Raw genomic sequence first — 24,158 nt, 5'->3', positions numbered from 1 at the left:
AATATTATGAGTGTTTAGCTTTACTGACATTTCGCTTTAAAATCCGATACTATTAGCGTTATATTAAAAAGCGGACGCTTTTATAAAAACAAGGATTTATCGTGGCTAAAGCAACTAATAACAAAAAAGACATAAAAAACACAAAAGGCTTTGAAGAAGCACTTTGGGATGCAGCTAATAAACTTCGTGGTAGTGTCGAATCTTCAGAATACAAGCATATTGTACTCAGCCTTATCTTCCTAAAATTTATTAGCGATAAATTTGAAAAGCAGCGTGAAAAATTAGTCGCAGAGGGTATGGGTGATTATGTCGACATGGTGGACTTTTACACCAAAGACAATGTTTTTTACTTACCTGAGGATGCTCGCTGGTCGTTTATTCAAAAACAAGCTAAACAAGATGACATTGCAGTAAAAATTGATACTGCTTTACATACAGTTGAGAAAAATAATGCTTCCCTTAAAGGTGCATTGCCTGATAACTACTTTTCCCGATTAGGACTCGATGTAAGTAAGCTTGCAGCATTAGTCGATACCATAAATAACATAGAGACCATCGCTAACGAATGTCATATGACAGAAGAAGATTTAGTTGGTCGTGTGTATGAATACTTTTTAGGTAAGTTTGCCGCAAATGAGGGCAAAGGTGGTGGAGAGTTCTATACGCCTAAGTCGGTTGTATCTCTAATCGCAGAAATGATTGAGCCATTCAAAGGTAAGATCTACGATCCATGTTGTGGCAGTGGCGGTATGTTTGTGCAATCGCTCAAGTTTATTGATAGTCACAACGGTAATAAAAAAGACATCTCAATTTACGGTCAAGAGTACACCAGTACCACCCATAAGCTAGCCAAAATGAACCTTGCAGTACGTGGTATCAACGGCAACTTAGGTGATGTGGCAGGAGATAGCTTTTTTAAAGATCAGCACCCTGACTTAAAAGCAGACTTCATTATGGCGAATCCGCCATTCAATCAAAAGCAGTGGCGTGCAGATAACGAGTTAGTTGATGACCCACGTTGGGCCGGTTTTGATGTACCACCAACCGGTAATGCAAATTATGCGTGGATCATGCACATGATCTCAAAGCTTAGTGAGTATGGGACGGCTGGGTTTGTTCTTGCTAATGGTTCAATGAGTTCGAACACTGGTGGTGAAGGTAAAATTCGTCAAAAGATAATTGAAAACGACTTAGTGGATTGCATGATTGCGCTACCGGGACAGCTTTTCTACACCACGCAAATTCCTGTCTGCTTGTGGTTCATTACCAAAAATAAAACTGAGCAGCACTTTAATGATGCCCGTGAACCTTTCCGTAATCGCCAAGGTGAAACTTTATTTATCGATGCCCGTGAAATGGGCACTATGGTTAGCCGTGTTCATAAAGAACTAACTACAGACGATATCGCAGAAATTGCCAGAACTTATCACGCATGGCGAGGTGAGAAAAAAGACGGTAAATACCAAGATATTGCAGGGTATTGTAAATCGGCTACTTTAGAAGAGATAAAAAATAATGACTTTGTGTTAACACCGGGTCGCTATGTTGGTGCTGCTGAGTTGAAAGATGATGGCATCCCTTTTGAGGTAAAAATGCAAGAGCTTAGCCAAACCCTGTATAGCCAAATGGATCAGGCTGAAGAGCTAGATAAAGCAATTCGTCAAAACTTAGAGGTGTTGGGTTATGGCGATTAACTTTCCAATAGTTAAACTAGGAAGTTTAGTTAAAATAAAAGGCGGTAAAAGATTACCAAAAGGTAAACAGCTACAAACCACAAAGAACTCACACCCATATATTAGAGTAAGAGATATGGGTGAGAAGTATATCCCTGATGTGGGGCTTGAATATGTTCCTGATGATGTTTTTCCTAATATCAAAAACTATATTGTTCATGAAAATGACGTAATTATTTCTATCGTAGGGACAATAGGGTTAGTTAGTTTAATTGACAGCCGCTTTCACCTTGCTTCTCAAACAGAGAATTGCGCCAAGCTATCTGGCTTAGATGAAGTTGATGCGCAGTACCTGTTTTATTATCTAAACTCTCCAATGGGTAAGGCGGAAATATTTAAGGGAACCGTTGGTGCTGTGCAGGCTAAATTACCGCTTTACGCTATTGAAAACTTAGATGTAATTTGGCCCTCAAGGAGAGATAGAGAAAACATAGTTTTAAACCTTGAATCAGTTGATAGCAAAATATCGCTAAATCGCAAAACCAACCAAACCTTAGAGCAAATGGCACAAGCATTATTCAAAAGCTGGTTTGTTGATTTTGATCCTGTTATCGACAACGCCCTTGCTGCTGGCAACAACATTCCTGAAGCACTGCAACACAAAGCTGAACAGCGCCTGCAAGCACAACAGCTACCAGACTTCAAACCATTGCCCGATGATATCCGCGCATTATTCCCAAGCGAATTTGAACAAACAGATGATCCAAGTATCGGCATCGCAGGCTGGATACCTAAAGGTTGGTCATCCATATACCTTAGTGATTTGTTGGATGTTAAATATGGAAAAGATCACAAAAAGCTAGATGAAGGAGAGTATCCTGTCTATGGCTCTGGTGGTTTAATGCGAAGAGTGGATAAGTTTTTATATGAGGGGGAATCGGTTCTTATTCCAAGAAAAGGAACGCTTTCCAATATCATGTACGTAAACGAAACATTTTGGTCAGTAGACACTATGTTTTTTACTATACCTAAATTGCCAAATGTTGCTAAGTTTACATTTTACCTTCTTAAAAGGTTGAACTTTGACAATATGAACGTAGGTTCTGCTGTACCAAGTATGACCACAAAAGTACTAAATGCATTGCCTGTAGTTTGTCCTAGTGAAAGCGTATTGGCTAAGTTTGACGAGATTATGGACCTGTATTTTTCAAAGATCCAAGCTAATCAAGCAAGTACTAATCAACTTGAGCAGTTAAGAGATACTTTATTACCCAAACTAATTTCAGGTGAAATTACATTACCAAACAAGGATGTCGCATGATTAATTCTCTAGAGATTGCTAACGCAGCAACATATGGATTAACCCCTCAACAGGTGTCACCACTAGAAAAGTTTAATTTCTTCTTTGGTGCAAATGGTGCTGGTAAAACAACAATTTCTAGATTGATAGAGGATTCAACAAGGTACGCAAACTGTGCCGTTAAGTGGTCTGGTTCACCCATAGAAACATTTGTTTATAATCGAGATTTTGTAGAGAAAAATTTCAATCCTCAAAAAGATCTGCCCGGTGTATTTACCTTGGGGGAAGCTGATCAAGCAATTATTGATAGGATCGCACAAGGAAAAAGTGAATTAGATAAGATAGTTGAAGAAATCAAATCCAAAGAGTTAATTTTAAATGGTGACGAGAACAACAAGGGTAAAATAAAAGAGCTTGAAGTTATCGACAATAATTTCACAGACAAGTGTTGGTTAGTAAAAGATAAATTAGATGAGTTATTTAAAGACGCTTTTCAAGGTGTACGTAACAGTAAATCTAAGTTTAAAGAACGAGTTGTTAGTGAGAGCGCTAGTAATACTGCTGATTTAAAATCAAAAGAATATTTAATTGAAAAGGCAAAAACATTATTTGGTGATACACCTGAATCAAAACCTTTGATTTCACTAACTGTTGACTCATCAAAATTAAAGGAATTGGAACAGCATCAAATTTTAAAAGACAGAATAATTGGTAAAAGCGATGTCGATATAGCTGGAGTAATTAATAAGCTTAATAACAGCGACTGGGTTAGACATGGTATGAACTACTTACCTCAATCGGAAGGTGAGTGCCCATTTTGTCAACAATCACTGCTGACTGGCTTTGAAGAGCAGTTAGCTAATTATTTTGATGAAACCTTCACTCAAAACATTGAATCTCTAAAGGCTACAGTGGCGTCATATTCTAGTTCATCACAACAATTAATTTCACATCTCGAAAATCTTGTAGCTAATAATCATGCAGATATTGACAACGAATTATTAAAAGCCAAGTTTGACACATTAAAAGCAATAATCAGTGAGAATATGCAGTTGCTTGGTAATAAAGTATCAGAGCCTGCTTCTACTGTTACATTAAAAGCTACTCATCAAATAATTGATGAGATTAGAACGATAGTGGAAAACGCCAACAACTCAATAAATCAGCATAATTTAATTGTATCCAACTTTAAAAACGAAAAAGAATTGTTAAGCAATCAGGTTTGGAAATATGTGTTGGAGGAGGAGCTAAAAGCTGAAATTCAGCAATACACAAAAGACTCCTCAAGTTTGCAAAAAGCAATTCAGGGTTTAACTGTCGGTATAAATACTAAAAAGGCAGATAAGATAGCTAAGGATGCTGAAATAAAAGAGTTAGAAAAGGATACTACTTCAATTCAGCCAACAATTGATGCGATAAACGGCTTATTAAAGTCATTTGGGTTTACTAGTTTCACTATCGGAAAATCTACGAAAGACCGTTGCTATTCAATTGTTAGGAGGGATGGTTCATGCGCAAAAGAGACCTTAAGCGAAGGAGAGAAAACCTTTATATCTTTTTTATATTTTTACCATTTACTGAAAGGTAGCTTCAGCGAAGTTGGCATAACAACTGACCGGGTTGTGGTTATCGATGACCCAGTTTCTAGCTTAGATAGCGATATCTTATTTATTGTTAGTACCTTGATTAAAGGGCTAATGTCCGATGCTAGAAATGATTCTAGCTTAATGAAGCAATTATTCATCTTGACCCATAACACTTACTTTTTTAAGGAAGTTACATTTAATAAAAAACGGTCAGGGCAAGATAAAATGAGGGATGAAACATTTTGGATTGTGCGGAAAGTTGATGGTACTTCTAAAATTGTTGGGCATAACTCAAACCCAATAAAATCATCGTATGAATTACTCTGGCAGGAGATAAAAGCGACAGAACCTTGTTCGCTAACTATTCAAAATACAATGAGAAAGATTTTAGAGAACTATTTTACGTTCTTAGGGAATATCAAAAAAGATGACATGATTGAGCTTTTCGAAGGGGAAGAAAGGCTGATTTGTCAGTCATTGTTTTCGTGGGTTAACGATGGCTCTCACCATGCCATTGACGATTTGTACGTAACTCAAGATATTGGGGTTATTGATACCTACAGAAAAGTTTTCAAGAAAATTTTTGAAGCGTCTGATCATGGCGCTCATTATAAGATGATGACAGGAGTTGAGGGCGAATCAGATAAATCTTCAAAAGAGCAAGGAGTGGCTGCTTAATGAAGTTTACAGAAGCTCAGCTAGAAGCGGCAATTATTGAATTACTGGGAGAGCAAGGTTTTCCTTACGTGCCCGGTTATGAGCTTACTCGTAGCAATACTGATGTTTTGATTAAAGATGATTTACGCCAGTTTTTAGCTGATAAATACAATGCTGACAATATTACTGCTGGTGAGATTGATTCAATCATCAAGCAAATTGAGTCTTTACCAGCTAGTGATTTGTACGACAGTAATAAAACCTTCTGTAAATGGCTAAGTGATGGCTTTTTGTTAAAGCGAGAGCCTTCAGTGAGTGGAGAGCCGCATACTCAAAAAGATCTCTATATCCAATTAGTCGATTACTCCAATGTTGTTCAAAGTCTGTTACCTGACTTAATAAAAGAAAGCGTACCAGAACTACCGAAAGTAGCAGAGCCTTCAGCGGAATATGAAAAGCAGCCTGCTAAATTCAATGACACCAATATATACAAGATAGTTAACCAGCTTGAGATTGAAGGCGTTGATGGCGAAAAGCGTATTCCAGATAGCATTATGTATATCAATGGTTTGCCATTAGTAGTGTTTGAATTTAAGAGCGCTATTCGTGAAGAAGAAGCCTCTATTCATGATGCTTATGTTCAGTTAAATACTCGCTATCGCAGAGATATTCCTGCCTTATTCGTTTACAACGCCTTTTGTGTTATCAGTGATGGCGTAAACAATAAAATGGGTGGCCTTTATGCACCTTATGAGTTTTTTTATGCATGGCGCAAGGTAACGGGCAATGAATCGATAGAAAAAGATGGAATTAATTCGCTGCACACTATGTTGCAGGGATTATTTAATAAAGCTCGCCTGCGCGATGTTATTTGCAACTTCATTTATTTTCCTGATTCGTCAAAGGCTGAAGTAAAAATTGTTTGCCGCTACCCGCAGTATTATGCGGCTAGAAAGCTTCACCACAATATTAAGCTTGCTAGAAAGCCTGAAGGTGATGGGAAAGGTGGTACATACTTTGGCGCAACTGGTTGTGGTAAGAGTTTTACCATGCAGTTCTTATCAAGACTGTTGATGAAAAGCGTTGAGTTTGAGAGCCCAACTATTGTGTTAATTACCGACCGTACTGACTTGGATGATCAGCTATCACAACAATTCTCTAATGCAAAATCATATATTGGTGATCAAACGGTCGTAGCCGTTGAAAGCAGAGATCACTTACGCGAACTGCTTCAAGGCCGTAATAGTGGTGGTGTGTTCTTAACGACTATTCATAAATTCACAGAAGATACCAAATTGCTAACCGATAGAAGCAATGTTATTTGTATCTCTGATGAAGCGCACCGTAGTCAAACTAACCTAGATCAGAAAGTGAGAGTGACGGAAAAGGGTGTTAAGAAAACTTACGGTTTTGCCAAATACCTCCATGACTCATTACCTAATGCGACATTTGTAGGTTTCACTGGAACGCCTGTTGATGCCACGCTTGATGTGTTTGGTCAAGTTGTAGATGCTTATACCATGACAGAATCAGTGAAAGATGAGATCACTGTTAGAATCGTTTATGAAGGTCGAGCGGCCAAGGTCATTTTAGATAACGCGAAATTAGAAGAAATAGAAGCTTATTATCAGCAGTGTGCTGATGAAGGAAGTAATGAGCATCAGATTGAAGAAAGTAAAAAAGCTTCCGCTAATATGACTGCTATTTTGGGCGATCCAGATCGTATTAGCGCGTTGGCCAAAGATTTTGTTGCCCATTATGAATCTCGTATTGAAGAAGGCTCTACCATAAAAGGTAAAGCAATGTTTGTAAGCTCTGCGCGAGAGGTTGCTTATTCATTTTATCAAGAATTAAAAGGTCTCCGCCCAGATTGGTTTGAAGTACTTGAATGCGAAGCTGGCGCAGAGCTAACAGAGCAAGAACGCAAAAAAATTAAACCAATGGAACGAGTCAAAATGGTGATGACTCGTGGCAAGGATGACCCTAAAGAATTGTGGGATTTGCTAGGTACTAAAGAGTACCGTAAAGAGTTAGATCGCCAATTCAAAAATGAAAAGTCTAACTTCAAAATCGCCATTGTTGTCGATATGTGGCTAACAGGCTTTGATGTGCCATTCCTCGATACTATTTATATCGACAAACCAATCCAACGTCACAACTTAATTCAAACTATATCGCGTGTTAATCGTAAGTTTGAAGGGAAAGATAAAGGTCTGGTTGTTGACTATATCGGCATCAAAACGCAAATGAATAAAGCGTTGGCCATGTATTCAAAAACGGATGAAACCAATTTTGAGGACATTGCTCAGTCAATTATTGTTGTTAAAGACCATTTAGATTTATTGGGCAAACTCATGCATCACTTTGATGAGTCGCCATACTTCACTGGGCACTCTGTTGCTCAACTTAATTGCCTCAATAATGCCGCTGAGTTTGTGTTACAAACGCAAAAACTTGAACACCGTTTTATGGCATTAGTAAAGCGATTGAAAACCGCTTATGACGTGTGCTGTGGTAGTGAAAAACTATCGCAGGAAGAGCGTGATTACATTCACTTTTACTTAGCTGTTCGTTCTATTGTTTACAAGCTCACAAAAGGTAATGCGCCTGATACTGCACAAATGAATGCTAAGGTACGAGAAATGATTTCTGACGCACTCAAAAGTGACGGAGTAGAAGAGATTTTCAAGCTAGGGCAAGGCGAAGATGGCGTTGATATCTTCGATGATGATTATTTGGCAAAAATTGAAAAAATTAAGCTTCCCAATACCAAAATCAAGCTACTTCAGCAGATGTTGGCAAAGGCAATTGGCGAGTTTAAGCAAGTAAACAAGCTTAAAGCTGTCGATTTTTCTGCTCGCTTTAAATCATTAGTTGATAGATATAACGAGCGCAAAGAAGAGGATGTATTAGTCAGTGAAGTGCTTGAAGACTTTTCTGATGAGATTATCAATATGTATCAAGATCTCAAGTCTGAAATGGGGTCGTTTGCCGATATGGGTATAAACCTAGAAGAAAAAGCTTTTTACGATATTTTAATGGCATTGGCGATTAAATATGATTTCCAATACCCAGAAGACAAACTTCTAGACTTAGCTAAAGCAGTTAAAGATGTTGTTGATGACAAAGCAAAGTACACTGACTGGAGCCAACGTGACGATATAAAAGCTGAACTAAAAGTAGACCTGATAATGTTGTTAGCTAAATTTGGCTACCCACCTGTTGATCGTGATGAAGTTTATAAAGAGATATTCGAACAAGCTGAGAACTTTAAAAAGAATCGAGCGGCTTAGAGCTAAGTTGAAGGTAAAAAGTGGATCATTTTTCTTTAAAAATAAAACAGGAAGTTTTAACGCTCCATTCAAAAGGTAAAGCAATCAATGAGGCCTTTCAGTGTTTTGCTAAGAGCAAAATTAAGCTAAGTAAAGCTGAAAAGAAAGCATTTCGTATAGCTTATGAAAATACATATGCCATTGACTCTATGACTGAATTTTTAAGTTCATTAGACTTTGAACGCGCTAAAAATAACTATGAAATAAGTAAGAAAAAAAGTAATAGAAAGTTAGCTAGCAAAAAGCTTGAAACGAAAAGTTATGGTCCTAAGTTTAATGTAGAGCGGTATCTTCTAGCTAAGGATAGCTTTGATTCATATCTGAGTAGTTCATTCGAAATAGACAGTGATGCTTCGCTTATAACATCGCATACATACACTTACGAGGTAGATAAGCTTCAGAAAAAAGATCCCGACTCAAGTAGTCAAAGAGATGAGTTACCACTTCATCTGTTTGTTTTTGACCCAGAGGATGTAAGTGAACTTAGTCTCGATGAAATTTCACAAGTTTGGCTACACAGGCATCAATTATGTGGCACAAAAGAAGCCGCAGCAGAAGTACTTGCTCTGATGGATGTTAATGATGGTAATGTTGATAGTTATAAAGGGTGGAAAAGTTACTTAAATCATGAATCTATTGTTGATTTAGAAAGTAAGTTGAAAGGTAATAACTTTGTTCATGAAGATAACAAAGAAAGCTTAAAATCGATTAAAACTATTAATCCATTTGATAGAAAAAAATATAGTCGCTCGCAACTAGTTCAGTTACCTCTTAGGCGAATTATAAGCTTATGGGAAGACAGGGATTACTCCTTTAATTCAGTTTCGGCAGCGTGTGAAGCTTTAGCAATTATTCGTTATGCCAATAAAATTGATAACCAAAAGAAGCACTGGAAAGCTTTTCTAGAACACCCTCAAATTCTTGACTTGGATTTCGATTTTGACGAGATAGATGATGAGCTTTATGAACATGAAAGTTTAAACAAATCTGCTCAAAAAGAGCAGTTGGATTTAGATGCGTTATCTGAAGATAACAGAAGTAGAGTTACCAGAAGTCAAGTAACTAGGGTTGGTCAACAAGGATTTAGGGCACTTATTCTGGATAATTTCTATTTGAAATGTGCGATTTCTGGCAGTGAGGAACAGGCTCTACTTGAAGCTGCGCATATTATTCCTTATAAAGGTCAGCAGTCTAATGTTTTGCAAAATGGTTTATGCCTACGAGTTGATATTCATAGATTATTTGACAGATTTTTAATATCAATTGAACCGCAAACTCTAGAGATTGTTGTTTCTGATAAAGTCCGAGATACCTACTACAAAAGTTTTGCAGGAATAAAACTGGGGTGTAGTAAAGTAAGTGTTTCTAAATCATTATTAAAAAAGCATTTTTACCAATTTATGAGAAATAACTAATAAACTAGCCGAATCCCTTTTCAGCTATAGTTGTTTAATCATTGATATTGTCAGGCTTATCGTGATTTGGGTTGTTGCGTGCATACTCGACACCATCACGTTTATAAACGTGTGTATCAGGATGTAGGCCTTGCTTAACTTCTCTTACAAGTTGAGCGCGTGATACTTCTCCTCGCCCTGTAATTGTATAGCTATTATTACCACCATTTTGACCGCCGCCATTTCCATTAATACTACTGCCTTTTGCCATAATAGTTATTCCTCAATTAAAAATTAAAAGTCGTAGTGAACTCAAGAATAAAGGTACAACGCTTTATTTCACCTCCAGTGCTCACTTTTTATTATGTATGGATATACAGCTTATTTTTCAACCTGATCTAATGATTTGTAGAGTGTTTTTTATACAGGAAAAAGAGGCCTATTTTAGGGCTTTTTTATATTTCAAAAAAATAAACCTTTGAATTTGTTTGATTTTTATTTCTATTTTATCTTTTTGTGTGATAAATAGATAGTTAGTGTTTAGTTTTGTTTTTGTCTATTTAAACCAGAAAAAGATATTTAAAAACAGTTGGTTACAAAAATAAATTTTGACATTTACTTGCTTAACTTTGATTTGCTGTTATTACTAAAAATAGAAGAGATATTTGGAGTAAATACAGTGAAAGATTTATATGTATCAGAATCAACAGTAAAACGAATCAAAGCGTTTAACGAAGCTAAAAAGCGCGGTGTTCATATTCCATATGTGAAAAGCACTTTCATGTCTACTGGAACTCGATCAATCTCTTGGTGTCCAGTACAAAAACGAGTTATTACGTTTATGAGTCAAGGTGAAAAGCATCTTTATATCACAAAACTATTTGAACCAAATGTGATTGAAATTAAAGAGCAATACCCACTTGATTACATGCTTACGCAACAGATCGCTGACGCATTTGATGTCATCCACCCACGCAAACATTTAACAGGTGAGCTAACCGTTTTAACGACTGATTTACTCGTCACTTACCGTGAGAAATCAGGCGCTCAATATCGCGTTGCTTACTCATTTAAGCACAGTATCGATGCGCGTAGTAAAACACGCACAATGCAAAAGTTTGATATTGAGACCGCTTACTGGAAGCGATTTGGGGTGAGAGCAGAGCAAGTCTTGAGAGATGATGTTTCAAAAATAAAAGCATATAACTTACTGAATTATATTAATTACTACGATGCAGAGCTTAGCGATAGTGAACTTAGAAAGTTTGTAAGTGCTTTACTTGATGATGTTATTGAACATCCTTACAGCTCATTAAGAGAGTCATTGAAAGCTGTTTCTTCGTCACTCAAAGTTAACCCATCACACTGCATGACATTGTTTGCAAACTCAATGTTTAAACACATTTTACCCATCGACTTGACGCAGAAAATTAAACTGCACAAGCCACTTAATCTATGCACTGTCGTTGAGTAAGAGGTTTAAGACTGATGTTTGCTGCAAATGACATACTGCAATTAACCCAAGCGGGCGTTGAAAAATATAAATCAAAGTTTGCTGTTGATGATGAGTTTTTAGTATCAAAAGTTATACAAGAAACTGATGAGTATGCTGAGTATTTTATAATTACAAACCTATCTTTGATGAAGCGCAAGAAAGAGCCACAAAAGCCGCTCGCGCTGACAAGAAACCCAGCTCATACGTATTTTAAGCAGTCACTCGACGATGATGGTTGTGCTTTATTTTATTTGTATGATGAGCTCTCTCGTTTGAGCGATGAACAGCTAAAGAGTGAGCACCCTAAATGGTTAAAAAAGCGTGACATTAGGTGGTCTTTGATGGCGCCGTTTCAATCAGATAAAGCTGTGTTGAAATATCTTTTAGGCCAGTCAGGCCGGGCTATTGCACAACATGCAATCGACTTGAATGTGAATGGAAAAGCTATTCGTCGACCGCTTAACTACTATATCTCATTTGGCTTTCGTAAAAATGCACTTTTACCGATTGATTATGCAAAAAGCGGCAATAGAGGTCCGCGGGATGATATGAAGAAGACTGGCCCAAAGCCAAAAACCTTACCTGATTTGGCGACGAGAATGGTGCGCTCTGATGATATTTTAAACGTTCAGCGTCTTGCATTGAGAAATTGCGTCGATAAGAAAGACGGTAAGTTTTGTCTAAAGCATTTGCATACATTGTTTTTAAAAGAGTATTGCTCTACTAAACGAATCGTTAAAAGAGGAAATGAAACACACTTTGAGCTTGTAATTGATGTTTCAAAAAGAATCAATGCTCAGCAGTTTAATCGTTTGTTTAATAAAGCATTTGACTCAAAACAGCAGCAAGTGTTGAAAATCGGTAAGTCAGCGTATCAAAATAACAGAAAAGACAAAACCGGCAACGCAGCAGAGGGCATTGAGCGTGCAGGGCAGCTGTGTGAATCCGATTCTACAGAATTACCAATGTATGTCGCTTACCCTCTCAATACAAAAAAACGGCAGGCGGCTGGTAAAGTTTATATATGCATTGTCGTATGCGTTAAAACACAATCGATTATGGGTTATTCATTAAACTTCGGCGCGCCACAATGGATGAGCGTGGCCGAGGCGCTCATAAACTGCGTGCAAAACAAGCAAGTCTATGCTGAGCAATATAATGTTGAATTAGATGACAATGAATGGCCATGCCAGCATTTTCCTGAAGGGCTTCGTGTCGACAACGGCGGTGAAAATACGCCGAACCAATTTTTAAATGTGCTAAATGATGAATTGGGTATTTCTTGTGTCGATTATTGTCCGCCTGCACGTGGTGCCGCAAAAGGCACTGTTGAAAACATTTTACGCATTATTCAAAGCTTTATTTCAAATGTGACTGGCTCAGTTGAAAAAGGCCGTGACGCTGGCCTTCCGCATTCTTCACAACGAGCTATTTTTCAGATTGACGATATTCATCGATTTATCATTCGCGCAATATCTATACATAATTCTATGCATGCTCGCGATCGTTTGTTAACAGTTGAGATGGCAACGGATGACGTTACACCCACCCCTTCTGCGATGTGGTCGCATCTAATGAATGATGAATTTTTAGGTCGTCCAAAAATATCACAGAAGCGACTGCCTGAATTGATGTACTCACTTATGCCAAAGCAAGTGGCAACAGTGGCGAGGACTGAAGTGAAACTTAATGGTCTTGGCTATCACAGCAAATGGGCTGAAGCGCAGGGCTGGTTTGCAAAAGCAGTTGAGGGGCATTTTAAAGTTGATGTTATCAGCTTGGGTGGCTCAGTCGACGAGATTTATTTCAAAGACGACAGCGGTGAGCTTCAGTCACTGGCGCTAAAAGATGAGTATGAATCTTATAGAGGAATGACGGCGCAGCAAGCTCAGTTTAGGCTCGATGAAATTAAAAGTCATCGGAAAGTACTTGAGTACAAAAAAGAAAATGCACTCGTCAACTTTGAGCATGAAATCGAGCAAGTTCAAGAATATCGTCTTAAAAACGACTTCAAAGATGCGCCGCCTAACACGCAAAAAACAATACAAAGCGGCATCGCTGAACGCAAAGCAATCATGATTGAAGATGAACAAAGACAAAAAGCGGAAAAGCAAAAAGCGCTTATGCAGCTTAAAGATGCTGAGCAAACTACTCAGTATACAGATTTGAACGATGATGATTATGAGGGGGTTTATTAATGGGTAATGTAGAAACAAAGAGTGAGAATTGCTAATAATGAATGTGAAAAGAGTCAAAGCTAATTATCAGCAGCAAAAACTTCCCAAATATCAGGGTAACCCCTTGGTGGAGGCGCTGCCTAGCGAGCTTACTGAAAGTGAGCTTATTGAACTAATGCGAGTGCTAAAGCCCTTGCCTTCATTTTTTGATGAATTATCAGCGATTGATGCGACAGAGTGCATTAAAGACTTGAAACTTGTGCATATTCCAACAATTTCGTCATACCAGATATATGAAAATGTATTCACAGAAATACGAAAAAGTTATCTTAACCGCAACCCATTAGCCGCAGATCCGCGTCGGCTTGTCAATACAGTGAGTGAGCGATTGAAAGTGCGGGGTAAATTCAATGTTGAACAACCTGCTGAATATGTTGCCACTGCGCCTAGTATCTTAGTAAGTGGCAAGGCTGGCATTGGCAAGACAGTATCAATTCGTCGTGTTTTAAGTACATTTCCGCAAGTTATTGAGCACTCTGAATACCAAGGCCAAGTATTTAACACCAAGCAAATCGTGTGGATGTCATTTGATATGCAAGCATCACGAAGTCGAAAAGCGCTCGCTCATAATTTTTTTAATGAATTAGTCCGTGTTCTGGGCATTGAAGATGGCCCAAAATTTAAGAAGACATTTATCAAAGAAAAGGACTCAGTCGATCAGCTTTTTCATGCAATGCAAGTAGCCGCTGTGGTTTACAATATTGGCTTAATACATATTGATGAAGCACAGTTTGTGTTGAACCCCTCGACGAGTTTTAAGGATGCACCAACGCTGCCTGAAATAGAAACCTTGTTTAATAAAATGGGGGTGCCGATTGTTATCTCGACCACTGATGATGCATTGTCTACATTTAAAATAAATGAAAGTGAAGCACTAACAAAAGCGACTAAGCTACAAACGGTGCGTCGCTTAAGCTCTGTTGCACATATTAAAGTTAATCAGTGGCGCATCGACTCGCCACATTTTAATGAACTATTTTCAGCTTATTATCAGCCCTCCCTGTTCAAAGGTACTGATGTTTACAGTGATGAATTTAAGTTGCAATTGCTTGTTCTGTGCACAGGTGTGACTGATGCAATCTCAGCGCTTTCAAGTGCGTTTATTCGTAATTATCACGCCCTCACGAAACAAGGCGTGCACGTTAATTGTTTAAAATTACTTAAGCAAGTTTATGAAGCGCGTATGGAGACGTGGCATGGCCCACTTTCTAATCTTCGAAAAAGCTATCATGTTTCATTATCAAAAAACAGAAATATAAATAAAGCAGATGTGACGGCGGCTACAGATGTAGATGGGTTATATGATGAAGCTGAAGCATACACACCAAAACCTAGGCGAAAACGTACCAGTGCACATCACTTGAAGCCGGCAAGTGCAGTTGAGCGAATTGATGAAGGCGACGAAGTCATTGATGCTGATTCAATTGTGGCAAGTTATGAAAAGCGAGATGAGTCATGATTTATCAGCCGCCTATGCCGCTGCCCGGCGAGCACGCTGCGAGCATAATGTATCGCTACTTTCAAATGACGCGATTTACAAAATTTGAAACGATGATGAAGTCAGAATATAACTCAAAATTAGACTCGCCAAGGCGCCTGTGGCAGCCAACATTTTCAATGCTCGCAGAGTCATTTTCGTCAAAATATTCACTCGCACGTTTCATTGAAAAGTATACAAATATCGCTGACTACAGTTTGTTTTTAGATGAATCAGTTTTTAAAGATAGCTCTGTCAAAAGCATGCTGAACAAGCTATCTGTATTCAAGTTTCATAACGCACTGAATGTATCGCAAGATTTGACGTGGCGTTACTGTCCCGAGTGCGCGCGCGAAGACGATGAAAAGTTCGGTACAACATATTTTCATGTCGCCCATCAGTGCTTTTACAAGCGAGTTTGTCGAAAACACAATGTGAAGCTTGAAAAGAGTGACCCATATCACTTTTCTCTGCCACCAGTGTCATCTAAGTCAGTGGTTGCGTCCCAATATGATAAAAATACCGATATCGCTTTATCAAGCTGGGTTGATGCGCTGAAAGAAATACCCCAAGAGGAACGCAAGATAAGAGCGTTGAATTTGATACATCAAAAAATATGTATTTTCTCTTATGACAGAAAGGATCCGTATCACGTGCAGCGAGTTCAGTACGTTCAAAATCGACTAGCTAAACGCTTTAATCGTTCTCATTTTATGCCTTATTTTAGCTGGGGGGCTTTGGCTTCAGGGCTGTATCCATTGAATTCTGTTGTTGGCCTGATGGGGTTTTTAGACCCTGCTAAACACTTTCATCCAATGATTTACTTGATGCTGATAGACCTGTTTTTAAAGCAAGATGAGCTTGATTTATCAATGCAATACTCCCTTGCAAGCCCAAACGTAAAGGAGCGGGTGCCGCAGGTTGTTTCACCGCTCGAGATTGAAGATTTGATAAATGATAACGCCGCGTAATTAATAAAAGCAGGGATTGATGATGCGAATGAAGCAAATATACCCACGTATTTACGTCGAGGAAACCGTTTATAGCATCGCATCGCGCTTAGTGCTGAATGATGTGTCATCATCGATATCTCAATCCATGCTGAATGTATTTGATAATAAAAATATTCAGTTAGATTCAATCTTACCTTCTTTTATTAATCGTCTATCCTTGGTCAGTGGCTGCTCTCACGATGAGCTTCTTGATAAGCATTCATTATTTCAATACTACACATTATTCTCAACAGAAAGCGTCAGAGCGCAAGCTAGAGCACTGTTGCTAAAAGAAAACAGTCTTGATGCATTTAAAACCCTGGGGCTGTTAGCTAATCGAATTTCATGTCACGATGTTCATCAATTTTGCCCACTGTGCGCTAAAGAGCAAGAAGAGCAACTTGGTGAAGCATACTGGCTTAGAGCGCATCAATTACCGCTATCAAATACTTGTTACAGGCACCACTGCCGGCTTGTCTCTATACCCAAGCAACGAAAGCGGCTTCTTTTTCCGTTGATAGACTGTGAGCCCACATTTGCTATATCAACGCTAGAACATAAACTCGCATCGTTTAATTACGCTTTCAGTCAAGCACATCATTTTGACCCAGTCCGCTTAAAGCAAACGTATGCGATTAGACTAATCAATCAAGGTTTGGCTACCACGCGCTTTGTGCGTCACAGCTTGTGGCGTGAGCAGATGAGAATGTATTTTGATGAATACATGAGCCATGATGCCGTTTTTAAGCTATTACAAAACGACGCAGAGTATGCTTTCCCCGCAAGCATTTTCTACAATGATGAAGCAAATCATCATCCGTTAAAGCATTTATTGATATGCACATTTTTGTTTAAGCATGTTGATGATTTCATTGATGCTTATACCCAAAAAGAGCCATTGAAAGTGGTTCATGCTGAGCCAATTACACCTCAATCTGAAATAGATGCGCTGAGGCAAAGTACCGCTCTAATGCTATTAAGGCAGGGCCTCCCGCTTCGACAAATTATTCAGGTAGCTGACGTTAGTGCTGCAACAGTAAAAAATATCGCCAGAAAACATAGCATTTCATTAAAAGAACAAGAACGAAAAGTCAGTGACTCTATTCGCCGAGGTATCACTATTCAGCTCATAATCGGCCGACACGTTGCTGATATTGCGAATAAATTTAACTTAAAAAAAAGCGATGTCGAGCAAGTCTTGAGCGGCCAACCAATCATTAAAGAGCTTCGACGCAGAATTCGTTTTTATCGTCATCGTCAACAAGCAAGGCGCGCGCTCATTGCAACATTGTATACACTTAAAACACCTACAATAACATTGTTACGCCGCAGTACTGACAAGGAGTATATGTGGTTATTTAAGCACGATAAGCCATGGTTGAACTCATTCAAAAAGTTTTATTTTAAGAGCGGTTGAGAGGTGGTTTTGTTGTATTTTATCAAGATGGGTTGGTCTTTTTATTGAATACGTTAAAGCTTAAAAAGACGCTAAAACTAGCACTGACGGAGGTATATGGATGAGTCATCAAGTGATTTGCTTCGATGTTAATCAGTTTAAAGAGCACGAGAGTGAGCCTGTTCATCGTTTAACTCTGCCGAGTTATGCGTTAGTTGAGTATACACAGGCTTTTAAAGAGTGCGTGTTAAAAAATCGGCAACTGCTACTTGAGCATAATTTACAAGAAGTTGTAGTAAAAACAACGATAGTGAACTGGTTTTATGATTTACATGAGCGGTTTCACTACGGTGTTGATTCATTCCTTCATATAACGGCAAGGAAAATTGCTTTTGCAGGGACTATGTCGCCACAAGTCGAGGCGCACTTTATCACTCCGTATGTAGATATCGAGGAAGTGATATTAGATGACACAGAAGTTGTATCGCTTTCTCGTAATACTCAATACTTGCCGTTAGTTCTTTCACTGATAAAAGAGCTTGAAAGTAAAACTGAGCGATACGAAGAACTATCGGAATTGTATTGGAAGCTAGAAGAGGTCAAGGAGCCGTTAAAAAACCTCGACGAAGCGTGTATTAATAAGTTGTCGCTTGATGCTGATAGTGCGCTGACTAAAGTTATTGAAGAGTCGAACCAACTTGATGCGCAGGTTCAAGCGCTTGAACTTGAAACTGAGCAGTTGCTACAGCGCATTATATATAAAGCGTTTAATGTCGGCTTTGGTGATTTTATTTCATATGCTGAGAGTGACAAAGGCATAGTGACGACTCTGCGGTTTGAGGGATGCTACTACCATGCTGGGCGTATCTGTTTTAGAGGAGCTGGTATCACAAAAGCAGGTAAGGTCGGTAAACGTGATGCTTCTTTTTACCTGAGCCTAATGGCGACACCATGAATATTCAGACGCTACTATCACAGCTTAAAAAAGCCAGAAAACGTCGCATTATTCTAAGTTATCATGCACGAGGAAGAGCAGGTATCGATGTTAAAAATGAAGAATGGGCTGAGTGCTTAAACGTTTTAAAGCAGTTATTTAAAGAGTTTAAAGCTGCTGGTTGTAATATTTTGATTTCATGGTGGGGTGAGATTTACATCATACCCAAAGAAAGTAACACGACTTTTGAATTAAAGCTTAGCTATCAGTCTGATTTAAAGTTTGGGTATCACTTTAAGGATGAATTGAAGAAGAGTGAGTTTAAAGTACTGAGCTTTTCAACTCCCCAGCCGCAGCTATGTATTCAGATAAAAGCATACCGTAATAGGGCATCATGGTATGTAAAGTCTATCGATTTAGTGCGCGGTGAAAATGCAGGTCTTGGTATGCATCTCTTTCATGAAATGAGGGTTAGGTTAAAAAGATACACAACGCCCGGCTTAGAGCTTCATCTCGATAAAATTACACGTGAAGACCTGTTGGCGGTCATACATTATGGGGCTGCACTCAGTGGCCGTAATTCAACGCTTTACAACGTGAGTCGCCAAATCAATTCACGGTTTTATTATGGAGAAATTCAATTAACGCAGCAAAGTGTGCGAATGAAAGGGTATTCGGCTGGTTTAGATACTGAAATTTATATAAGACAAAAGGATATGACGTTTATTCGTAAGCACTTACCAATTTTAGATTTTGAGCAGTCAGTTATACGATTTGAATAAATGGCTGGTGATGAGGCTTGAAGTTATGAGTGCGGCTCACTAAAGTTAATAGTAGACATCAAATGAGTGAGCGGAATATGGCTGAGTTTCAAGCTAGTAACACAAGTAAATGCGACTTCTTATCTGTCGTCACTCAAGGTGAGCTAACAACGTTTTCAAACCCTCTTGCCGAAATAAATTTTACGAATACAGGTGTTACAAAAGCCGGTGTGTGTTCACTTGCTGACTCGTTGAACTGGAGCGTAGAAGCTATCGCTCAGAGCCTAAACACTACATCAAGCAAGTTGATACGGCATAAGTCAAAAAAGCTAAATAAGCAATTGAGTGACAACGCCCTTGATATTGCGAGACTTGGGCAGTTTTGTGTTAAGTACTTCGGTAATATTGAGAACTTCAATGGCTGGCTAGATACCCCAGTTTTACTGTTTAATGGCGAGCCTCCCCGTCGTTATATGAACTCTATTCGCGGTCGCGAATTGATAAAGCAAACAGTTAATAAACTAAAATACAGCCACACAGCGTAATAGAATACTCAACTTCAAGTGCCGAAGAATGGATGCTTATTCTCATTCAGCAACTTTGACGGGCAGCTATGGGTGAGAAGTAGATGACCAGACAGACTCGTATTTGGACATAAATAAATTAGAGCCGAAGGACGGCTCTGTGCCATAAGCAGATCTTCAACGTTCGATTAACGGGTTAAAAATTGTGTGCTAAAATTGAGCGAGCGAATAGCCCGCAGGTTTTTAATCCCTGTTTAATCGCTTGTTATAATTCAATTTTGCAGATACATTTTACTAGGCGAGACCTTAAGGTTTCCAAAATGTTTAAGTAATAAACCATCTTCAAGACTAAAGAACTTTTCAAGAGCTTCTGGTTTCTTAGGAGGGCTAGTCATTGAAGCATAGATCGAATTTTGAGATTTTAATTGTACAATATGACTCATGTGTGGTGTAAATACCGTACTCATGTCTGAGTACGCTGTGCTATACATTCTGACTTCGCCAACTGCTAACATATTTTGGATGTTGTACTCCATTTCTTCTCCTTTGCCATCCGTTAAGTTAGCATTCAACTCTCGAGTTATTTTACTTTTAGAGTCTACGGTAATCAAAGTTAAAGAAGGTGGAATTTCAACAGGGTTTTTGCCTGCATTGGAAATGTAAATATTAAGCCTTACTTTTTTGGGGCCTTCTTTTGATGGTTCTTCAAATTCAGGTGTCATAGTATAGGTAGAGTATAACTGTGGTGCTGCACTTTCTTTGTTTTCAAGGTAAATATAAGTACTTAAAGCACAACCCCATGCGGCCATTATGACTGTAATAATGGCAACTACTTTTTCGAACATATAGCAAGACTTCCTCTTGAATTATAACAATTTTATAGTGTGCGCGTCGCGCATCTTTCTGCCGATGTTACGCGCATGTATTAATATATCTATTATTAACAAATAACGTAATGCATTGCCAACTATAATATTTTTATTGACCCTAAAGGTATTCAGAAAAAGAAAATGCACTCGTCGCTCATTTTCTTGAATATGGGAGCACAACAACAAAACTTTATATTAATACAGTTATTTATGTCATCACCAACATAAAAGTTAGTGGAATATCAAATTATGGAGTAGCGCCAATATCATTAGGTGAATCACTGTATCTGATAGCTCAAGGGTGATCTATAGAGTATTTACGTTAACTCACTTTGGGGCAGAAATGAGTTACGTAAAAAGGTCTGATTTTGGCACATATATGACGGTTAGGTAGTTATTGAAAACGCCGTAAATTTCTTTGCAGGGTATTATAATTTGAGACAATAACTTTATTCCCAAACTTTAATAATGACTAACAATAGTGAGTTCATTCTTAGCAAAAAAAATTCCCAATCTATAAATTAAAATTAGGCGACGGAAAATAGGCATTTTGAGGCTGCATTTTCCCAGACTTAAATAACTCTGATCATGATTAAATTCAAATGCCAAAAAGCCGTTGCAGCAATGTAACGGCTTTTTTGTGTTTTGGAGAAAGTTAGCGAGGGGAAAGTTAGCAAGGGGAAAGTTAGCAAGGGGAAAGTTAGCGAGAGTAAAGGGGAAGGGAGCTATCAGCTTTCAGCCGTCAGATTAAGAAATAAGTTAGCGAGTTGCTAGGGGAAAGAGTAAAGGAGCTTTAAGCTATAAGTTTTAAATTAGATTGTGCCTATACATTGCTGTGGGCAATTGCCTGGGTATTAATTGTAAATTTATAGTTTTTGTTTTATGTTCATTTATAAGATAACATCTAAAAATGTTGGTTTAATTTATTTTTTATACTAAGTTGCTACTTTTATAAAAACTTTCCCACCTTAGCTTTAAAAACATTTAAATGGAAATTAGATGGCAAAATATAACTATCCGCCAATAACTTATCCACTAGTCATTGATTTAGTATGAAGAAATTTTTAATTGAATTAGATCGTTTCTATGTTAGGAAAAGACGTTGCAAACAGAAGAAAAATACTGAGAAAAACAGTAGTTATTCAGAGTATGATGCAATTAGAAATGAGGTTTTGAAATATTTTCAAAGGATAATTCCTCGAATCAAAACAAAAGAGTACAACAAAAAACAGGAGCTTAACCTCACTGTGAGTGAGGACTTTTCTGTTTTCTCTAATCCTGAGTTTGTACTTGGTTCACTAGGTGAATTGACACAATTAGGATTATTGAAAAAAATTGTCAGTATTTGTATTGATCAGGAAAAAATGTCATCGCATGACCTTACATCTGAGGTATTAATAGCTCAAGCTGCATTGGCTCTCAGAGCTGAGAAGTCTAAGAAAAATAAGTCACTACGATTTAGAGGTGTATTTCCTGAGAACGAAGACTTTTCAAAGTTGATTAAAGGCATAGGAATTATTGATCAAGTGAAAAGTATCCGTTGTCTTAACAAAAACGTAGATAAGATTAATGTTTTTAAAGCTAAAGGCAAAATAGAAAGAGGCGATTCAATTCAATCTGGTGATAGAAAACTTTCAGCTCAAGAAAATTTTATTATCCACATGAATGATAGTTTAGAAATGATAAACAAAAAGCTAACTGAAAGAGCTGAAAATAAATTAATTGAAATTATAGGCGAATTAATTGGTAACGCTGAAGATCATTCTGAATGTGACGAAGCTCATTGGCAATTTTATGGATTTACTGATGAAAATACTAAAGGAGAAATATTTCAACAAATTTCTATATTTAATTTCGGTACATCTATAGCTGACTCGATTAGGGCTTCCAAATCAAAAAGTATTGTAAAAAAGAGAGTTGAGCCATATATCAATAATCATGAGGGCGATGTTGATAGTGACGTGTTGCATACTATAGCCGCACTACAAGAGAATGTTTCATCAAAGCTGGATGAACAGCCTGACAGGGGACAGGGGTTTACTGATTTATTATTGTTTTTTGAAGACGTTGCGAATGAATGTGCTAATGACCCTGAAAACCATGTTCAAATGTCTATAATTAGTGGTAGTGTTACTATGTATTTTGATGGTACATATCTTCCTACTGTTAATGAGGATGGTAGACACTTAATTTTCTTTAATGATAAAAATTGCCCAGAGCAGCAACCAGATTCAGACTTTGTTAAGAAAATGAATGATATTACTTTTCCTGGAACTATAATTACTATAAAGTATCGCCTCCGCGAGGAGGATTATGAGCTTGAGGAGGTATTATAATGCCAACAATTGATTTTACTAATATAGCAGGTCGAATTTACGCTGGTCGTCCTAATGGAATCAAGGCTCGAGAATTTTTTAATGTTAATGCATTAGATAGTGAAGAAGCAAACATCCAAGTGATATTCCCTGATAACGCCAGAAGCATTTCTAGTTCTTTTTTTCTTGGAATGTTTGGAGAAAGCATACGTCGAGCAGGTTCAAAAGAAGAGTTCATGGAACATTTTGAATTTAGAGCTAACCCTCATATCCGCGAGCAAATCAGCAAAGTTGTTGACCGAGCCATCGTAGCGATGAATTACAACCCATAGTGACTCGATGAGATTCTTCCTATTCTTATTTTTCATGACAGCACCATTTATGGTGCTGTCATGCGATAAAGATCTTCCTCCAGCTGATTTGACACAAGACAAAGAAAGCCAGAATACTCACCCTATTGAATTAATTGTGAATGTCCCTCAGCAAAAGCTTGATGTACATTTAAAACAGCCACATGTAACAGTTAATCCCGAATTAACTCTAAAAAACAATTCAAATTTTGGGTTCCGTGAGCTTGTGATTTTTCTCAGTGTTATATTATCACTTTGGAATATATGGTACACACAGAATCATCATAAAAAAGAAAAAGAACAAAAAGCTTATGAAAGAGCTGAAGAGGAAATAGATAAGTTTTGGTTTTCTACTGTTGTAACACCAAAAGTTATTGAGCCATGTTTTAATATTTTAGATATCCAAGATGTAGATAACCTAGATACTGTAATTAGTGAGCTACAAAATTCATTACCTAAATTGCAAACGTCACTGAATCTTATTGGGTCATTGCAAATAGTCAGTGAGCCAGAAACCTTGAAGGCAGAACTAACAAAAGTTTTTGAGGAATTAGAAGATGGTCTTCTTTTATCAAATGATACAGATGAAACGCTTGTAAAAATATCAGGAGGTACTAATGGAGAAGAGAGTGAAGAAGCTAAATCGACTCCTTCCGACCCAGCTGTTGTTATAACACAAGCCCAAACTAATTTTGTCCGTTTTATTGAAAGATATAGACATGAATCAATGAATTTCGCAATAAATCAACTTTCCAAAAGAGGGTTAAGTAAGAATAACAACACCTGCTCTTCAGCCTAAGGGAAAACCATAGGGTCAGGTTCTTTCTTTTTGCCTAACCCCTTTACCAATCTAAAACCAACACTAT

At 37.9% G+C, this 24,158-nt stretch carries 18 protein-coding genes; 16 read left to right on the top strand and 2 right to left on the bottom strand.

Translation table 11 applies throughout. The features are described from left to right. The first annotated feature begins 101 nt into the window (after positions 1-101). Genes IRQ78_RS17480 through IRQ78_RS20855 form a run of 5 tightly spaced genes read left to right on the top strand, consistent with a single transcriptional unit; the run spans position 102 to position 9,963 of the window. The gene (locus tag IRQ78_RS17480) at positions 102-1,694 is read left to right on the top strand and encodes a class I SAM-dependent DNA methyltransferase (protein ID WP_194442798.1); all 1,593 of its coding nucleotides are present in this window, start codon (positions 102-104) and stop codon (positions 1,692-1,694) included. Continuing rightward, positions 1,684-2,994, top strand: coding sequence for a restriction endonuclease subunit S (locus IRQ78_RS17475; protein ID WP_194442797.1), 1,311 nt, complete (start codon positions 1,684-1,686; stop codon positions 2,992-2,994). Before IRQ78_RS17480 ends, IRQ78_RS17475 begins: the two co-directional genes overlap by 11 nt. Continuing rightward, complete coding sequence (locus tag IRQ78_RS17470; protein ID WP_194442796.1) at positions 2,991-5,237, top strand: AAA family ATPase; 2,247 nt, start codon at positions 2,991-2,993, stop codon at positions 5,235-5,237. The genes IRQ78_RS17475 and IRQ78_RS17470 overlap by 4 nt, the downstream gene beginning before the upstream one ends. Further along, on the top strand, positions 5,237-8,509 hold the full coding sequence (locus tag IRQ78_RS17465; RefSeq protein WP_175080843.1) for a type I restriction endonuclease subunit R: 3,273 nt from the start codon (positions 5,237-5,239) through the stop codon (positions 8,507-8,509). The genes IRQ78_RS17470 and IRQ78_RS17465 overlap by 1 nt, the downstream gene beginning before the upstream one ends. A gap of 20 nt (positions 8,510-8,529) precedes the next feature. Continuing rightward, positions 8,530-9,963: an HNH endonuclease gene (locus IRQ78_RS20855; protein ID WP_194442795.1), complete on the top strand. Its 1,434-nt coding sequence runs from the start codon at positions 8,530-8,532 to the stop codon at positions 9,961-9,963. Between the two features lie 34 nt (positions 9,964-9,997). Here IRQ78_RS20855 and IRQ78_RS17455 read toward each other — a convergent pair whose 3' ends face one another. After that, complete coding sequence (locus IRQ78_RS17455; RefSeq protein ID WP_063529084.1) at positions 9,998-10,213, bottom strand: hypothetical protein; 216 nt, start codon at positions 10,211-10,213, stop codon at positions 9,998-10,000. Positions 10,214-10,621: 408 nt separating this feature from the next. On the opposite strand from IRQ78_RS17455, the gene IRQ78_RS17450 reads away from it, so the two are divergent. The 8 genes from IRQ78_RS17450 to IRQ78_RS17415 all read left to right on the top strand — a co-directional run bounded on the left by IRQ78_RS17450 (position 10,622) and on the right by IRQ78_RS17415 (position 19,779). Further along, a complete protein-coding gene (locus tag IRQ78_RS17450; RefSeq protein ID WP_194442794.1) occupies positions 10,622-11,416 on the top strand; it encodes a TnsA endonuclease N-terminal domain-containing protein in 795 nt (264 codons plus the stop codon). A gap of 14 nt (positions 11,417-11,430) precedes the next feature. Beyond that, complete coding sequence (locus IRQ78_RS17445) at positions 11,431-13,635, top strand: hypothetical protein (protein WP_194442793.1); 2,205 nt, start codon at positions 11,431-11,433, stop codon at positions 13,633-13,635. 37 nt (positions 13,636-13,672) lie between these two features. Further along, a complete protein-coding gene (locus tag IRQ78_RS17440) occupies positions 13,673-15,133 on the top strand; it encodes an ATP-binding protein (RefSeq protein WP_194442792.1) in 1,461 nt (486 codons plus the stop codon). Then, the gene (locus tag IRQ78_RS17435) at positions 15,130-16,122 is read left to right on the top strand and encodes a TniQ family protein (RefSeq protein WP_194442791.1); all 993 of its coding nucleotides are present in this window, start codon (positions 15,130-15,132) and stop codon (positions 16,120-16,122) included. The genes IRQ78_RS17440 and IRQ78_RS17435 overlap by 4 nt, the downstream gene beginning before the upstream one ends. A gap of 28 nt (positions 16,123-16,150) precedes the next feature. Next, positions 16,151-17,560 carry a TnsD family Tn7-like transposition protein gene (locus tag IRQ78_RS17430; RefSeq protein ID WP_194442790.1) on the top strand — a complete coding sequence of 470 codons (1,410 nt, stop codon included), beginning with the start codon at positions 16,151-16,153 and terminating at the stop codon, positions 17,558-17,560. Positions 17,561-17,660: 100 nt separating this feature from the next. Then, on the top strand, positions 17,661-18,494 hold the full coding sequence (locus IRQ78_RS17425) for a hypothetical protein (protein ID WP_194442789.1): 834 nt from the start codon (positions 17,661-17,663) through the stop codon (positions 18,492-18,494). Continuing rightward, positions 18,491-19,255: a hypothetical protein gene (locus tag IRQ78_RS17420; RefSeq protein WP_194442788.1), complete on the top strand. Its 765-nt coding sequence runs from the start codon at positions 18,491-18,493 to the stop codon at positions 19,253-19,255. The genes IRQ78_RS17425 and IRQ78_RS17420 overlap by 4 nt, the downstream gene beginning before the upstream one ends. 77 nt (positions 19,256-19,332) lie before the next feature. Then, positions 19,333-19,779 carry an MbcA/ParS/Xre antitoxin family protein gene (locus IRQ78_RS17415; RefSeq protein WP_194442787.1) on the top strand — a complete coding sequence of 149 codons (447 nt, stop codon included), beginning with the start codon at positions 19,333-19,335 and terminating at the stop codon, positions 19,777-19,779. A 251-nt stretch (positions 19,780-20,030) separates the two neighbouring features. Here the strand turns inward: IRQ78_RS17415 and IRQ78_RS17410 are convergent, their stop codons facing one another. Next, positions 20,031-20,603, bottom strand: coding sequence for a hypothetical protein (locus IRQ78_RS17410; protein ID WP_194442786.1), 573 nt, complete (start codon positions 20,601-20,603; stop codon positions 20,031-20,033). A gap of 1,076 nt (positions 20,604-21,679) precedes the next feature. Here IRQ78_RS17410 and IRQ78_RS17405 point away from each other — a divergent pair. From IRQ78_RS17405 to IRQ78_RS17395, 3 genes are read left to right on the top strand one after another with little or no spacing between them, the layout of a single operon-like run. Further along, positions 21,680-22,963, top strand: coding sequence for a hypothetical protein (locus IRQ78_RS17405; RefSeq protein ID WP_194442785.1), 1,284 nt, complete (start codon positions 21,680-21,682; stop codon positions 22,961-22,963). Then, positions 22,963-23,274 (top strand): hypothetical protein, encoded by a 312-nt coding sequence (locus tag IRQ78_RS17400; protein WP_194442784.1) that lies wholly within the window; start codon positions 22,963-22,965, stop codon positions 23,272-23,274. Before IRQ78_RS17405 ends, IRQ78_RS17400 begins: the two co-directional genes overlap by 1 nt. A gap of 7 nt (positions 23,275-23,281) precedes the next feature. Further along, a complete protein-coding gene (locus IRQ78_RS17395) occupies positions 23,282-24,091 on the top strand; it encodes a hypothetical protein (protein WP_194442783.1) in 810 nt (269 codons plus the stop codon). Positions 24,092-24,158 lie beyond the last annotated feature (67 nt).

This window comes from Pseudoalteromonas simplex (assembly GCF_015278155.1).
GTDB lineage: Bacteria > Pseudomonadota > Gammaproteobacteria > Enterobacterales > Alteromonadaceae > Pseudoalteromonas > Pseudoalteromonas simplex.
Note: the sequence above shows the minus strand (reverse complement) of the source record. Positions and strands in the feature narration are given on the sequence as shown.

Excerpts from the sequence above, each read along its gene's own strand:
- IRQ78_RS17430 (WP_194442790.1), top strand. The coding sequence starts at position 16,151 with ATGAAGCAAATATACCCACGTATTTACGTCGAGGAAACCGTTTATAGC.
- IRQ78_RS17470 (WP_194442796.1), top strand. The coding sequence starts at position 2,991 with ATGATTAATTCTCTAGAGATTGCTAACGCAGCAACATATGGATTAACC.
- IRQ78_RS17455 (WP_063529084.1), bottom strand. The coding sequence starts at position 10,213 with ATGGCAAAAGGCAGTAGTATTAATGGAAATGGCGGCGGTCAAAATGGT.
- IRQ78_RS17420 (WP_194442788.1), top strand. The coding sequence starts at position 18,491 with ATGAATATTCAGACGCTACTATCACAGCTTAAAAAAGCCAGAAAACGT.
- IRQ78_RS17435 (WP_194442791.1), top strand. The coding sequence starts at position 15,130 with ATGATTTATCAGCCGCCTATGCCGCTGCCCGGCGAGCACGCTGCGAGC.
- IRQ78_RS17440 (WP_194442792.1), top strand. The coding sequence starts at position 13,673 with ATGAATGTGAAAAGAGTCAAAGCTAATTATCAGCAGCAAAAACTTCCC.
- IRQ78_RS17465 (WP_175080843.1), top strand. The coding sequence starts at position 5,237 with ATGAAGTTTACAGAAGCTCAGCTAGAAGCGGCAATTATTGAATTACTG.
- IRQ78_RS17425 (WP_194442789.1), top strand. The coding sequence starts at position 17,661 with ATGAGTCATCAAGTGATTTGCTTCGATGTTAATCAGTTTAAAGAGCAC.
- IRQ78_RS17400 (WP_194442784.1), top strand. The coding sequence starts at position 22,963 with ATGCCAACAATTGATTTTACTAATATAGCAGGTCGAATTTACGCTGGT.
- IRQ78_RS17395 (WP_194442783.1), top strand. The coding sequence starts at position 23,282 with ATGAGATTCTTCCTATTCTTATTTTTCATGACAGCACCATTTATGGTG.
- IRQ78_RS17410 (WP_194442786.1), bottom strand. The coding sequence starts at position 20,603 with ATGTTCGAAAAAGTAGTTGCCATTATTACAGTCATAATGGCCGCATGG.
- IRQ78_RS17475 (WP_194442797.1), top strand. The coding sequence starts at position 1,684 with ATGGCGATTAACTTTCCAATAGTTAAACTAGGAAGTTTAGTTAAAATA.
- IRQ78_RS17445 (WP_194442793.1), top strand. The coding sequence starts at position 11,431 with ATGTTTGCTGCAAATGACATACTGCAATTAACCCAAGCGGGCGTTGAA.
- IRQ78_RS17405 (WP_194442785.1), top strand. The coding sequence starts at position 21,680 with ATGAAGAAATTTTTAATTGAATTAGATCGTTTCTATGTTAGGAAAAGA.
- IRQ78_RS17415 (WP_194442787.1), top strand. The coding sequence starts at position 19,333 with ATGGCTGAGTTTCAAGCTAGTAACACAAGTAAATGCGACTTCTTATCT.